Origin of the sequence: Pseudundibacterium arcticum, assembly GCF_042646465.1 — a bacterium.
Lineage (GTDB): Bacteria > Pseudomonadota > Gammaproteobacteria > Burkholderiales > Burkholderiaceae_D > Undibacterium_A > Undibacterium_A arcticum.
In genome coordinates this window covers 94,792-107,836 of the sequence record NZ_JBHRTP010000002.1, presented here as the reverse complement: position 1 = coordinate 107,836, position 13,045 = coordinate 94,792, and the positions used below count along the sequence as shown (strand labels likewise).

Here is a 13,045-nt window from a genome sequence, read left to right as displayed (position 1 = left end):
CAGCGTGCCAATTCTAGATGCGTCAGCACTGATAATGCGTTCTGCCAATTTCCATCCCGCTATTCTTCCCGTGCTCGCGACGATCGAAAACGTACAACTGCCCTCCCACATCGATGGCCGCGATGGCACCGCCGGCAATCGCCCGCAAATCGCCGCCGACCACGATGTCGATGCGATCAAGGCATGGCTCGCGCGCTTCCTCGATACCAAGACCACGTTCGACAATTACCGCAAGGAAGCCGAACGCCTGCTGCTCTGGTCGACCATCCAGCTCAGCAAACCGCTATCGTCGCTCACGCATGAAGACCTGCTGGTCTATCAACGGTTTCTGTCGGATCCGCAGCCGGCAACGCTCTGAGTGATCGCGATGGCCGCAAGTTCGCGCGCGCACATCCAGAGTGGCGGCCGTTCGCCGGACCGCTCTCCCCTACCAGCCAGCGCCAGGCAATCATCATTCTCAACACGCTGTTCTCGTGGCTGGTCAATGCAGGCTACCTGGCCGGCAATCCACTGTCGCTGTCGCGTCAGCGCGCCCGTAGGGCAAAACCACGCATCACCCGTTACTTCGAAGAGGACTTGTGGAACGAAGTGAAAATGACGATCGATGCGATGCCGAAGGAATTGGATCGCGAACGCGAGCATTACTATCGCGCACGGTGGCTGTTTTCATTACTGTACCTGTGCGGCTTGCGCATCTCCGAGGTCGTCGGCACCACGATGGGCAGTTTCTTTTGCCGGCGCGACAAGGATGGTGAAGAGCGCTGGTGGATCGAGATCCATAACGGTCACTCGCGAATGAAAAGCATAGAGAGACAAAACAAATTTCGCTACAAACGTCTTAATTCCTTACGTGCTTTTGCTTCGGTAAAACGCCTTTCTTCGTCAAGTGTCGCAGGGATCAAAGAAGGAACAGCAATCGGCTTCCCATCTGGGTCTACCGCGACCATCGTAAAGAAGCAACTATTCGCATGACGAACTGTGCGTGTCTGAATATTCTCGGCTACGACCTTAATGCCGATTTCCATTGAAGACGTTCCAGTGTAATTAACAGAGGCAAGAAACGTAACGAGCTCACCGACATGAATAGGTTGACGGAATGTCACTTTGTCGACGGACAGGGTCACGACGTAGTGTCCCGCATATCGGCTGGCACAAGCGTACGCGACCTGATCCAGGAATTTAAGAATAGTCCCGCCGTGAACGTTACCTGCAAAGTTAGCCATGTCTGGTGTCATGAGCACGGTCATGGCGAGTTGGTGGCTAGGAAGATTCAATTACTCTCCAACAAATTGTTTTAAAAATCATATGAAATCACTCGTGGCAGTAATACCGTTATTTATACTTTCGATGTTAGGTCGTGATTTTTTAATCATAATCCTAGCTCAAAACTAGACCATCCCTTGGGCAGCAAAATTTTTTCTTTCGGGTCCTGTGCCATCATAGAGATAGATAGTAAAGACTCGTCGTAGTGTGCCTTTGTAGAGTAAATAACAGACGCCGAAGTGCCCGTTCCATTGCTAACCAACATACAACGACTTCTAGGTGAGACTCAAGCCATCACAATTAGAACGTGGGCTTGCCCCCCAGCGCGAAGGTCGAAGCCGATTCGCGCGCTACCAAAAAAAAAGACACTCATTGATACCAGCCTAGAAAGCTGATAAACGCCGGCCGTGTTCATAAGGTCTCCTTGCCCAACACTCGGCCGGTTTTATCGAAGATTGTCGATACTTCGGCACTTCTCGCTTGCAAATAAACTTATCGGCCACTGAACTTGGGCTTTCGCTTCTCCAGAAATGCCTCGATGCCTTCCTTACGATCCGCACTCGCTGCCATTAACGAAAAGGATTTTCGTTCGAGATTGAGACCAGCTTCCAGGCCCACTTCGAAGGATTTCAACATCGCCTCCTTGGCCAGTCTGATCGCCAGCGGCGATTTGCCGGCGATGGTGCCGGCCAGCGCCAGTGTGCGTTCCAACGTGTGTTCGTCGGCAGTGACTTCAGCCACCAAGCCGGCTGCCAGCGCGGTTCGCGCATCGATCATTTCCCCGCTCAACACTAGTTTCATTGCGAGCGGTTTGCCGACGGTTTTGATCAGACGTTGCGTGCCACCTGCACCCGGTATCGTTCCAAGGTTGATTTCGGGCTGGCCGAATTTAGCGCCCTCGCCTGCGATCACGATATCTACGTGCATCGCCAGTTCACAGCCGGCACCCAGCGCATAACCGTTCACCGCCGCGAGCAACGGCTTGTGAAACGCACTTATCGCCTTCCAGTATTCCGGCCGGTTGTCGATAAGCGCACCGATCGCGTCAAGCTGTGCCATTTCCTTGATGTCGGCACCGGCTGCAAAAACCTTCTGGCTACCGGTAATGACCACGACGCGAATCGTCGCGTCCGCTGCTGCCGCACACAGCGTTTCCGTAATTTCGAGCAAGCTGTTGTTGCGCAGCGCATTGCGCGCATCCGGGCGGTTCAGTGTGATGAGAAGAATGTCGTCTTGCGGCCGGTCGACGAGGATGTCCTGATAAGTTTCCATGAGTAGCGCGTGAATATCTTGTTGTTTGTGGGAAGTCAATGACTTGCTAGCGCAGGAACTGGCCATCCTTGTTCAGCACGGTAAGGTCTACGTATTTCGAGCCATGGTGATTATTGGGCGAGAAGCTGATAACGTAGCCGCCGAGATCGACGCGATTCATCCCTTCCAGCGCGGCGATGAACTTTTCGCGAGTCGGCCGCATAACCGTCATCAAGCGCGACAAACTTGATCTTTCGTCCCCCAACACCGCCGCCGCTATTGACGTGCTCGAAATAGGCCGCGGCACCATCGCGAATGCCGGTGCCAAGCACGCCAAGCGGGCCGCTCATTACCACCGATGTGCCGACCACGATTTCAGTGTCAGTCACGCCGGATGCGGCACCGGCGCTTGTGCATCCCATGGCCGCTGCCAGCAACATCAGGCTAGTTGCCAAACGTCGAAATTGCATGTGGATGTTCCCTGTGTTCATGTTGATTCTCTCTGAGGGACGCCGCCTGCGCGCCCGACGATGCGGCTTACATGCCGAGGTAAGCGCTTTTAACCTGTTCGTTGTTCAGCAACGCCGGACCTGGCCCCGACAACGTGATGGTGCCGGTTTCAATTACATAGCCGATATCCGCAATCGACAGCGCCGCATGCGCGTTTTGTTCGACCAGCAGAATGGTGATGCCGTGCGATTTCAGATTCACGATAATGCGGAATATCTCTTGCACCAACAGCGGTGCCAACCCCATGCTCGGTTCGTCCAGTAGCAGCAGTTTGGGCCGGCCCATTAACGCGCGTGCCATTGCGAGCATCTGTTGTTGTCCACCCGACAGCGTCCCCGCCGGTAGCAGCCGCTTTTCCTTCAGTATCGGAAACAGCGTGTACATCTTTTCCATATCGTCCGCGACATCAGACTGCGGACGGGTAAATGCACCCAGCCGCAGGTTGTCTTCGATCGACATCGGGCCGAATACCTGGCGGCCTTCCGGCACTTGGCAAATCCCAGCACGCACCCGCTTGTCCGGAGTCATGCGGGTAATGTCAGCCTCATACAGTAAAATACTGCCGCCACTGGCGGGCTGCACACCGGAAATAGAACGCAGCAAAGTCGTCTTACCGGCGCCATTGGCGCCGACCAGCGCGACCAGTTGCCCTTCGCCGACCTGCAGGTCGATTCCGTGCAATGCCTGAATCCGGCCGTAGTGGCTGGTCAGTCCTTTGATCTGAAGTACAGGCGGGCGCTTTGCCGCTGACGGCTGCGCATGCATTACGACCGCATTCTTTAACTCTTGCATAGTGTTCTCCTTAGGCAGCAGCGCCGAGGTAGGCTGCAACCACAGCCGGATTGGCGCGTACTGCCGCCGGCGTCCCTTCCGCCAGCTTCTTGCCATAATCGAGTACCGTAATGGTGTCGGACAGGTTCATCACCAGTTTCATGTCGTGCTCAACCAACACCACGGTGACACCCGATTGCGCGACTTTGTGTATCAGCACCTCAATCTCGCCGGTTTCCGTATGATTCAGGCCTGCCGCCGGTTCGTCGAGTAGCAGGATCTTTGGTTTGACCGCAAGCGCGCGCGCGATTTCCAGGCGCTTCAGCGCGCCGTACGACATTTGGTTAGCGGCGGCACCGACATACTTGCCGACACCGACGAATTGCATCAGCTCGGCCGCTTCGTCACGGCATAGCGCGTCTGCACGGCGCAACGACGGCAGTCGCAACATGCCGGCAATCAGGCTCCGGTTCAGGCGCAGGTGCGCGCCGACCATCACGTTCTCGATTGCGCTCATGTTCATGCATACCTGCAGGTTCTGGAACGTACGGCTCATGCCGCGGCACGCCAGTTGGTCGGGCGACATGCCGGCCACATCCTCGTTCCGGAACATGATTTCGCCGCTTGTCGGGGTATAAACGCCGGTCACCAGGTTAAACAGTGTGGTCTTGCCGGCCCCGTTCGGTCCGATCACCGAATGAATGGTTCCCTCTTTGATAGAGATGCTAACATTCTGTACCGCCTTCACACCGCCGAACGTCTTGCTGAGATTTTGAATGCTTAGCATGGTTACCGCCCCCTGTTTCCGAAGCGCTGGCGCAAGGTCGGCACCAGGCCTTTCGGCATGAATATCATCGTCAGCATGAGGATCACGCCGTACACCACCGTTTCCCAGCCTTCAAAGGTCGACAGCACTTGTGGCAGCAACGTGAGCAACGCGGCGCCGACGATGGAGCCGAACACCGATGACATGCCGCCGGTAACGACCATCGTGACCAGCTCGATCGAGTGGAAGAAACCGGCGATACCTGGTGTGACGAAACCGACGTAGTGCGCACTCAGGCTACCGGCCAGGCTTGCTACCACGGCCGATAGCACGAAGATGCGCACCTTGAAACGCGTGGTATCTACGCCCACCACACGTGACGCCACCTCCGACCCGTGAATTGCCTGCAGCGCGCGACCGCCGGGCGAATCAATCAGGTTCAACGCCGCCCATGTGGACAGCACCAGCAGCACTGCCACGACGGCATACCAGGTCCTTTCGCCGGCGATGGTCCAGCCCAGCAATTCGAATGCCGATACTGAAATTCCGTCCGGGCCGCCAGTGTATTGCGCTTCATTGGTGAGGACAATCGAGATGATGATGCCAAGGCCCAGCGTTGCCATCGCCAGCGTATGACCTTTGAGCTTCAGGATCGGACGCGCGACGACGAACGCAAGGATGCCGGTCGCGGCAGCGCCCGCCACCATCGCCGCCAGTGGAGACCAGCTGAAGTGTGATGTAAGCACGGCGGATGCGTACGCACCGATACCGAGAAAACCGGCATGCCCGAGGCTGATTTGCCCGGTGTAACCCATGAGCAGGTTCAGGCCAATCACCACGATGGCATTGATTGCGATACGAATTACCACGTCGTAGTAAAAGCTGTTCGGCAACGCCAGCGGCAGCACCGCGAGAATCAGCGCGAGAATCGCCAGGCCGTTGTAACGAGTAAAGGGGCTGCTCATGCGCGCGGATAGCGGCACGGGTGTAGCGGCAGAGCCGCCAACTTGGGTTGAAGAGATTTTCATACGCGCTCCGTTATTTTTGCGCCGAACAGTCCGCCCGGACGGAAGAACAGGATCAGCAGAATCAATACAAACGGCACCGCGTCCTTGTAGGCGGACGAGATGTAGCCGGCCGCCATCGCTTCCGTGATCCCCAGAATCAAGCCGCCGGCAATTGCGCCGAGGCCGCCGCCGAGGCCGCCCAGTACCGCGGCGACAAATCCTTTCAGGCCGAGCATGATGCCGATGTCATACGAGCTGTAGGTGATCGGCGCCAAGATGACGCCACCAACCGCGCCCAGCACTGCGGATAAGCCGAATGACAGGAGCAGGATCGTCTTGGTATTGACACCGACCAGCTGCGCTGCCAGCTTGTTGTGCGACGTCGCCAGCATGGCCTTACCCAACAGTGTTTTGCCGAAGAACCAGCCGAGGATCACCACAATGACCAGTGCCACGCCTAGCACCCAAAGGCTTTGAGGCAACAGGCTGGCGCCCAGGATCTGGATCGGCGTCTCGCCGGAGAAGGCCGGCAACGCATGATTGCCCTTGCCAAGCCAGACCTGAATCAAGCCGCGAATGGTGAGCGATGCACCGATCGTGATAATGATCAGTGTGACGACTTCGGCATTCTTCGCCGGTTCGATCGCCAGCTTTTCGACAATCAGGCCGGCGACGCCGGTCAACACGATACCTAACGCGATAGCGACCGGCAATGGAAGCCCGGCGGCCAGCAATGCCGTGGAAAACATCCCTCCGAGCATGATGAATTCACCCTGCGCGAAATTAATGACGTTACTGGTGTTGTAAATGATGGTGAAGCCGAGCGCGGCGAGCGCGTAGGCGGCACCGCTCGTAATTCCTGAAAACAGGAACTGGAGGAATTGGGCAAGCATGGTATCTCCTTGAGACGCGAAAAACGTGGCTGCTGGCGGGGCGCTTGGCATCCGGACACACCGCTGCGGCAAACTGCAAACAATTGGATGTGTCCGGTCCCGCCGACAACGCTTTTTACGGTGAAATAAGGAACCAAGCACTGCTTCGTTCCCCTGCTCCGTTGTGCCAGTCTTACTTCAGCAAGGTCCAGTCGCCATTCTTGACTTCAACCATGCGAAACGCGCTCAGATCGAGGCCCATGTGGTCGGTGCCAGACATGTTGAACGCACCGGTGGTGCCGACGAAGCCTTTGGTCTGTTCAATTGCAGAACGCACTTTTTCCTTGTCTGTGGAACCAGCACGCTTGACCGCGTCGACGTACAGCGCGAGTGCGTCATAGGCGTAGCCGCCAAAGGTGGACGGTTCTACCTTGAACTTGTCGCGGTACATCTTGTTATAGCCGACCACTACCGTCTTTTGCGGATCATTGGCCGGCAACGCCTGCGCAATCAACATCGCCGGGGTGGGCAGGCGAACGCCTTCAGCTGACTTGCCGGCCAATTTGATGAACTCGTCCGATGCCACACCATGCGACTGGTACAGCGGCAGCTTGGAGCCGAGCTGGCCGTAGTTCTTGGTCACGATTGCCGGCCCCTGCCCGAGGCCGAACACGAAGATCGCCTGCACGCCCGGTGTGCCCTTGATCTTGGTGAGTTGCGCGGTCGTGTCAGTGTCTTTCGGTCCGTAAGTCTCGTCCGCCACCAGCGTGATGCCATATTTCCCCGCAACACCCTGTGCTTCCTTGCGGCCCGACTGTCCGAAACCGCTGGTTTCGGACAACAGGCCAACCTTGGTGATACCGCGCTTCTTCATGTCTTCGTAGACCTTCTCCGCCGCCATGCGGTCAGTATGCGGTGTCTTGAAGACCCACTTCTTGGCCGGTTCGACGATGACCACCGCACCGGCCAGAGAGATGAACGGCACGCCGGCCTTCTCGACCAGCGGCACGGTCGCCATGGTGGCGCCAGTGGTGGTGCCGCCGATGATGACGTCGACGTTGTCGGATTCAATCAGTCGCTTGGCAAAGCTGTTGGCCTTGTTCGACTCGCTGCCGTCGTCATAGTGCACCAGTTCCAGCTTGCGTCCGAGCACGCCGCCTTCGGCATTGATCTTCTCCAGATAGGTCTGCAGGGTCTTCAGCTCGGGATCGCCGAGGAATGCCGCCGGGCCGGTTACGGACAGGACAGAACCGATTTTGATTGGTTCTGCTGCACCGGCGCCGAACGCTGCCGATACCAGGAATGCACCGGCCAAGAGGGCCTTGCCAAAAATTTTGTAAGTCATGTTTGTCTCCAACTTCCGCTAGGGGGTTTTGTGAAATGCGTTTTAATTTCTGCTTGCTTTATACCTACCCGCACTGCTTGTCTGCTTTTGCAGCAGACTTTTTCAACTGTTCGAGTTACACGCGCTCAATAATCAGTGCGATGCCCTGACCGACACCGATGCACATCGTGCATAGTGCATAGCGGCCGTTGGTGCGTTCCAGCTGGTTCAATGCCGTCATCACCAGACGCGCGCCGGATGCGCCGAGTGGATGACCGATCGCAATGGCTCCGCCATTCGCATTCACATGCGCCGCATCGTCCGGCAACCCAAGGGCGCGGGTCACTGCCAGCGCCTGCGCGGCGAATGCTTCATTGAGTTCGATCACGTCCATCTGCGACAACGCCAGGCCAGTCTGCGCCAGTACCTTTTTCGATGCAGGCGACGGACCGAAGCCCATGATGCGCGGCTCCAGGCCGGCGCTAGCCATGCCCACGACGCGGGCGCGCGGCTTCAAACCATTACGCTCCGCCGCTGCGGCGGACGCCAGCAGGATCGCGCATGCACCGTCGTTGACGCCGGACGCATTGCCTGCGGTGACGCTACCATCCGGGCGCACCACGCCTTTGAGCTTTGCAAGCATGTCCAGCGTGGTCTCCGGACGCGGGTGTTCGTCGCTCGCAAAGACCTTCGGATCGCCCTTCTTTTGCGCGATGGTGACCGGCACGATTTCGGTAGAGAAGAAACCGGCGGCATGTGCGCTGGCCCAGCGTTGCTGGCTGCGCACCGCCAGTGCATCCTGATCGGCACGGCTGATCTTAAAATCGTCGGCGACGTTCTCTGCGGTTTCCGGCATCGAGTCGATGCCATACGTCGCCTTCATCAACGGATTGACGAAGCGCCAGCCAATGGTGGTGTCTTCGATTTTTGCCGAGCGCGAGAATGCACTATCGGCCTTGGCAAGCACGAACGGCGCGCGGCTCATGCTTTCCACACCGCCGGCAATGATCAGGCCCGCCTCCCCGGCCTTGATGCTGCGCGCGCCGAGTCCGACCGCGTCCAGGCTGGAGCCACAGAGGCGGTTGATGGTAGTACCCGGCACTTCGATAGGCAGGCCCGCCAGCAGTGACACCATGCGGCCGACATTGCGATTGTCTTCGCCGGCCTGGTTGGCGCAACCATAGAGCACGTCGTCCACCTCAGCCCAGTTCACGCCCGGATTGCGCTCCATGAGTGCCTTGATCGGGACCGCGCCGAGGTCATCCGCACGCACGGACGACATGGCCCCGCCGTAGCGGCCGAATGGCGTGCGGATGGCATCACAGATAAAAGCGTCAATCATATTGGATACTCCTGAAAGGTGAATTCTAGATGCGGTTTATATGGCGCCTGCCGGCAATTCATGGGTGATCTTCGGACGCCTGTCGATCACGCGCCTGGCTTTGCCGGTCAAGGTGCGTTCGATGTTGTCCGGTGGTAGTACGCTGACCTTGGTGGTGATGCCGACGTAGGTCTTGATTGCGTGTTGCAGTTCTCGTGCCAGTACATCTGCGTCGGACGAGGACACGGTCGTGCCGAGGTCCGGCCTGACTTCAGCCAGCACTTCGACCTTGTCAAGATGACCGTCGCGGCTAACGATCAATTGGTAATGGGGTGCCAGCTTCGGCATCTTCAGAATCAGTTCCTCGATCTGCGTCGGGAATACATTGACGCCGCGTATGATCAGCATGTCGTCAGAACGCCCGGTGATCTTGCCGATGCGACGCATCGAACGCGACGTTGGCGGCAACAGACGAGTCAGGTCACGGGTGCGGTAACGGATGATCGGCAGTGCTTCCTTGGTCAGCGATGTGAACACTAGTTCGCCCTCTTCCCCTTCGGGCAGAACCTCACCGGTTTCCGGATCGATGATCTCGGGATAAAAATGGTCTTCCCAGATCACCGGGCCATCCTTGCTTTCGATGCATTCGCTGGCAACGCCCGGGCCCATCACTTCGGACAGGCCATATATGTCCACAGCATCGATGCCGGCACGCGCTTCGATCTCTGCGCGCATCGCACCAGTCCACGGTTCGGCACCGAAGATGCCGACCTTCAGCGAACTTTCAGACGCATCCAGCCCTTGGCGTGTGAACTCTTCGATGATGTTCAGCATGTAGGACGGCGTGACCATGATGATGGACGGCTTGAAGTCCTGGATCAGCTGGACCTGCTTTTCGGTCTGCCCGCCCGACATCGGGATCACCGTACAGCCTAAACGCTCGGCGCCGTAATGCGCGCCCATCCCGCCGGTAAACAAGCCGTAACCGTAGGAGATGTGCACCATGTCGCCAGCGCGGCCGCCCGCGGCGCGGATCGAGCGTGCTACGACCGTGGCCCAGGTATCGATATCATTTTTGGTGTAGCCGACCACGGTGGCCTTGCCCGTAGTGCCGCTGGACGCATGGATGCGCACGACTTGTTCGCGCGGCACGGCAAACATCCCAAATGGATAATTGTCGCGCAACGATTTTTTGTCGGTGAACGGGAACTTGGCGATGTCGGCCAGCGTTCTCAGGTCATTCGGATGCACGCCCGCGGCGTCGAACGACGCACGGTAATGCGGCACGTTGTCATACGCGTGCTTCAGCGACCATTTCATCCGCTGCAATTGCAGCGCTTGCAATTCATCTCTGCTTGCCAGTTCGATGGGCTCCAGGTCGCCCGGGTTGGGTTTGCGTTGTGGCATAAATGTCTCCTTCAATGAGTGAATCGGCAAATGCGTGGGTCTCAGGATCCTGCCTGTCGATTATTGGACGCTAGATCTTCTAAAACTTCGCCTGTTATCTGATAGGACTTTCCGCGGAACAGCGGGATGCGGATCCCAGCGCGGTTGATTCGCGCTCGAACATCACACTATCGGTGGCTTCGGCCAGCGCCTGCGCATCCCGCGCTTGTCGCAAGTCATCCATAAAATTTGGCTCCCATTGCGACCTTGCGCTGAATGAGCGGAGAAATGCGGTAGCGGTCTTCACCATAAGTCGTCGCCAAGTTATCTAGCACCGTCATGACAACGTTCAGGCCGATGTTGTCTGCCCAGGCGAGCAGGCCGCGCGGATAATTGACTCCCTTTTGCATCGCCATATCGACCGCCTGCACACTACATACGCCTTGGTTGACGGCATCCGCGGCTTCATTGGTCAACATCGCGACGGTACGCATGACGGCCATTCCCGGAACATCGCCCAACGGAGATACTGCAAAGCCAGCGATTTGGAACAGTCCGATCACTGCCTGATAGGCAGCATCGCTGCACTGATCGGCACGTGTAAGTGCAATGCGGGACGCGGTCGAAAAATCGAGCGCCAGATCGAACAACACTGTATTCGGAACGGTATTGTCAAGTGCACGTTGCGTTGCAGTGCGACCGTCGGTCAGGAAGACCGTTGCGTCGCCGCACTTCAATAGGGCACCGTCTTCCTGTTGAAAGAACGTGCGGCGCACTTGCGGGCCAGAAGAGGACAACCGTGCAGCGAGCGTGTCGGCCACGGTATTCCCACCTTGCAGTACGACTTCCTGCGGGGCCGGATACGCCGGCTCAGTTTGCGGCACAGGCGCCGGGACGTTGTCGCCATATTGATAAAAACCGCGCCCGCTCTTGCGCCCGAGGAAGCCGGCATTGACCAGCTCTTGCTGCAGCAACGACGGTGTGAAGCGCGGATCGTTAAAGAACGCTGCGAATACCGAACTCGTCACCGCAAAGTTGACGTCGTGCCCGATTAAATCCATCAACTCGAATGGTCCCATCCGAAATCCACCAGCCTCGCGCATGACCGCATCTAGCGTTGCCGGTGTCGCGGCCTGTTCGGTCACTACGCGCAAGCCTTCCGCATAATACGGACGGGCGACGCGGTTGACGATAAAACCAGGGGTTGACGCGGTATGCACTGGGCTCTTGCCCCACGCAGCGCCAGTCGCGTGGATGATGTCGGCGGTGTCGCGGTCGGTTGCGAGGCCACTGACGATTTCGACCAATGCCATCAATGGCACCGGATTGAAAAAATGCATGCCGACAAGTCGCTGCGGCAAGCGCAGCTTCGCGCCGATTGCCGTGACTGAAATCGACGACGTGTTCGTAGCCAAGATACAGTCGTCCGCGACGACTGCTTCAAGGTCGGCAAACAACTGGCGCTTGGCGTCCAGATTCTCGACGATCGCTTCCACCACGAGCGCTGCGTCCGCAAGGTCACCGATCGCGGAAGCCGATTGCAACCGCGCACTGGCGGCAGCGGCAGCAGCGGCGGTCATCTTGCCTTTTCCCGCCAATGTGCTGTAGGTTTTGCGAATGGCTGCGATGGCCTTGTCGGCGGCTTCTGCGCGGGTATCAAACAGTTTTACCTCGTGTCCCGCAGCGGCGGCGACCTGCGCTATACCGGCGCCCATTGCGCCGCTACCGACGACAGCAACAACCCGGGAAGTATCGAGTGCGATTGCCATGACTTATACCCCCTTGAACTGCGGTGCGCGTTTTTCGGTGAATGCCGCTACGCCTTCGCGATAATCCTGGGTATTGCCAAGTTCGCGCATGAAGTCGCGCTCAAGCTTAAGCTGCTGTTCCAGCGTGTTGGCCGGGCTCGCATGCAGCGCCTGCTTGGTGCGAGCTAGGCCCTTGGTCGGAGCAGTTGCGAAATGTTTTGCCAGGCTGGCCACCTCAAAGCTGAGTACATCGTCCTCGACACATTTCCAGATCAGGCCCCAGCTTTCCGCGCGTTCCGCGGTAAGTTTTTCGCCGAGCATCGCCAGTCCCATCGAACGCGCAGTGCCGATCAGGCGCGGCAGGAAGTAAGTCCCACCCGTATCCGGAATCAGGCCGAGGCGGCAAAAAGCCTCGACAAACGATGCTGACTTGGCGGCAATCACGATATCTGCGGCAAGCGCCAGATTGGCACCGGCGCCTGCCGCAACGCCATTGACCGCGCAAATGACTGGCACCGGAAGGTTGCGCAGCGCCAGGACCAGCGGTGCATAATATTTTTCCACCGATTCGCCGAGGTCCACCGCTGCCGAACCCGGTGCCACGGCACGGTCGCCCAGATCCTGGCCGGCACAGAAACCGCGCCCGGCGCCGGTTAACACCAGTACGCGTACCGACGGATCGGCCTTGATCTGTTCCAGCGCCTCGCGCACTTCGAGATGCATCGCTACGGTAAAGCTGTTGAGCTTGTCCGGGCGGTTGAGCGTCAGGCGCGCAATACCGTCTTGAATCTCGAACATGATGTTTTGATAATTCATTAATCGCTCC

The 13,045-nt window shown here is 58.0% G+C and carries 13 protein-coding genes and 1 pseudogene; 1 reads left to right on the top strand and 13 read right to left on the bottom strand.

Annotated features, from left to right (window positions below; genetic code table 11):
- Positions 1-34 precede the first annotated feature (34 nt).
- Complete coding sequence (locus ACFOFO_RS00705) at positions 35-358, top strand: hypothetical protein (RefSeq protein WP_390324829.1); 324 nt, start codon at positions 35-37, stop codon at positions 356-358.
- A 469-nt stretch (positions 359-827) separates the two neighbouring features.
- Here the strand turns inward: ACFOFO_RS00705 and ACFOFO_RS00700 are convergent, their stop codons facing one another.
- From ACFOFO_RS00700 to paaG, 13 genes and pseudogenes are all read right to left on the bottom strand, one after another.
- Entirely contained in the window at positions 828-1,274 is a 447-nt protein-coding gene (locus ACFOFO_RS00700) for an acyl-CoA thioesterase (protein WP_390324831.1), read from the bottom strand.
- Positions 1,275-1,755: 481 nt separating this feature from the next.
- Positions 1,756-2,535 carry a 2,3-dehydroadipyl-CoA hydratase PaaF gene (paaF, locus tag ACFOFO_RS00695; RefSeq protein WP_390330538.1) on the bottom strand — a complete coding sequence of 260 codons (780 nt, stop codon included), beginning with the start codon at positions 2,533-2,535 and terminating at the stop codon, positions 1,756-1,758.
- A gap of 46 nt (positions 2,536-2,581) precedes the next feature.
- Positions 2,582-2,737 (bottom strand): hypothetical protein, encoded by a 156-nt coding sequence (locus tag ACFOFO_RS00690; RefSeq protein ID WP_390330568.1) that lies wholly within the window; start codon positions 2,735-2,737, stop codon positions 2,582-2,584.
- 49 nt (positions 2,738-2,786) lie between these two features.
- Positions 2,787-2,864, bottom strand: a pseudogene (locus ACFOFO_RS00685) (hypothetical protein); the annotation flags it as partial.
- Between the two features lie 187 nt (positions 2,865-3,051).
- Positions 3,052-3,789, bottom strand: a complete 738-nt coding sequence (locus tag ACFOFO_RS00680; protein WP_390328095.1) for an ABC transporter ATP-binding protein — start codon at positions 3,787-3,789, stop codon at positions 3,052-3,054.
- A gap of 37 nt (positions 3,790-3,826) precedes the next feature.
- The gene (locus tag ACFOFO_RS00675) at positions 3,827-4,582 is read right to left on the bottom strand and encodes an ABC transporter ATP-binding protein (RefSeq protein ID WP_390324834.1); all 756 of its coding nucleotides are present in this window, start codon (positions 4,580-4,582) and stop codon (positions 3,827-3,829) included.
- A 2-nt stretch (positions 4,583-4,584) separates the two neighbouring features.
- Complete coding sequence (locus ACFOFO_RS00670; RefSeq protein WP_390324836.1) at positions 4,585-5,589, bottom strand: branched-chain amino acid ABC transporter permease; 1,005 nt, start codon at positions 5,587-5,589, stop codon at positions 4,585-4,587.
- Positions 5,586-6,461 (bottom strand): branched-chain amino acid ABC transporter permease, encoded by an 876-nt coding sequence (locus ACFOFO_RS00665; RefSeq protein WP_390330536.1) that lies wholly within the window; start codon positions 6,459-6,461, stop codon positions 5,586-5,588. The genes ACFOFO_RS00670 and ACFOFO_RS00665 overlap by 4 nt, the downstream gene beginning before the upstream one ends.
- A gap of 172 nt (positions 6,462-6,633) precedes the next feature.
- Complete coding sequence (locus tag ACFOFO_RS00660; protein ID WP_390330534.1) at positions 6,634-7,785, bottom strand: ABC transporter substrate-binding protein; 1,152 nt, start codon at positions 7,783-7,785, stop codon at positions 6,634-6,636.
- 115 nt (positions 7,786-7,900) lie between these two features.
- Positions 7,901-9,106: a 3-oxoadipyl-CoA thiolase gene (gene pcaF, locus ACFOFO_RS00655; protein WP_390324844.1), complete on the bottom strand. Its 1,206-nt coding sequence runs from the start codon at positions 9,104-9,106 to the stop codon at positions 7,901-7,903.
- A 36-nt stretch (positions 9,107-9,142) separates the two neighbouring features.
- On the bottom strand, positions 9,143-10,492 hold the full coding sequence (paaK, locus tag ACFOFO_RS00650) for a phenylacetate--CoA ligase PaaK (RefSeq protein WP_390330532.1): 1,350 nt from the start codon (positions 10,490-10,492) through the stop codon (positions 9,143-9,145).
- A gap of 215 nt (positions 10,493-10,707) precedes the next feature.
- The gene (paaH, locus tag ACFOFO_RS00645; protein ID WP_390330530.1) at positions 10,708-12,240 is read right to left on the bottom strand and encodes a 3-hydroxyacyl-CoA dehydrogenase PaaH; all 1,533 of its coding nucleotides are present in this window, start codon (positions 12,238-12,240) and stop codon (positions 10,708-10,710) included.
- 3 nt (positions 12,241-12,243) lie between these two features.
- Positions 12,244-13,035 (bottom strand): 2-(1,2-epoxy-1,2-dihydrophenyl)acetyl-CoA isomerase PaaG, encoded by a 792-nt coding sequence (paaG, locus tag ACFOFO_RS00640; protein WP_390324845.1) that lies wholly within the window; start codon positions 13,033-13,035, stop codon positions 12,244-12,246.
- Positions 13,036-13,045 lie beyond the last annotated feature (10 nt).

Excerpts from the sequence above, each read along its gene's own strand:
- ACFOFO_RS00675 (WP_390324834.1), bottom strand. The coding sequence starts at position 4,582 with ATGCTAAGCATTCAAAATCTCAGCAAGACGTTCGGCGGTGTGAAGGCG.
- ACFOFO_RS00680 (WP_390328095.1), bottom strand. The coding sequence starts at position 3,789 with ATGCATGCGCAGCCGTCAGCGGCAAAGCGCCCGCCTGTACTTCAGATC.
- paaH (WP_390330530.1), bottom strand. The coding sequence starts at position 12,240 with ATGGCAATCGCACTCGATACTTCCCGGGTTGTTGCTGTCGTCGGTAGC.
- ACFOFO_RS00665 (WP_390330536.1), bottom strand. The coding sequence starts at position 6,461 with ATGCTTGCCCAATTCCTCCAGTTCCTGTTTTCAGGAATTACGAGCGGT.
- ACFOFO_RS00660 (WP_390330534.1), bottom strand. The coding sequence starts at position 7,785 with ATGACTTACAAAATTTTTGGCAAGGCCCTCTTGGCCGGTGCATTCCTG.
- ACFOFO_RS00670 (WP_390324836.1), bottom strand. The coding sequence starts at position 5,589 with ATGAAAATCTCTTCAACCCAAGTTGGCGGCTCTGCCGCTACACCCGTG.
- paaF (WP_390330538.1), bottom strand. The coding sequence starts at position 2,535 with ATGGAAACTTATCAGGACATCCTCGTCGACCGGCCGCAAGACGACATT.
- paaK (WP_390330532.1), bottom strand. The coding sequence starts at position 10,492 with ATGCCACAACGCAAACCCAACCCGGGCGACCTGGAGCCCATCGAACTG.
- ACFOFO_RS00705 (WP_390324829.1), top strand. The coding sequence starts at position 35 with ATGCGTTCTGCCAATTTCCATCCCGCTATTCTTCCCGTGCTCGCGACG.
- pcaF (WP_390324844.1), bottom strand. The coding sequence starts at position 9,106 with ATGATTGACGCTTTTATCTGTGATGCCATCCGCACGCCATTCGGCCGC.
- ACFOFO_RS00690 (WP_390330568.1), bottom strand. The coding sequence starts at position 2,737 with ATGCGGCCGACTCGCGAAAAGTTCATCGCCGCGCTGGAAGGGATGAAT.
- paaG (WP_390324845.1), bottom strand. The coding sequence starts at position 13,035 with ATGAATTATCAAAACATCATGTTCGAGATTCAAGACGGTATTGCGCGC.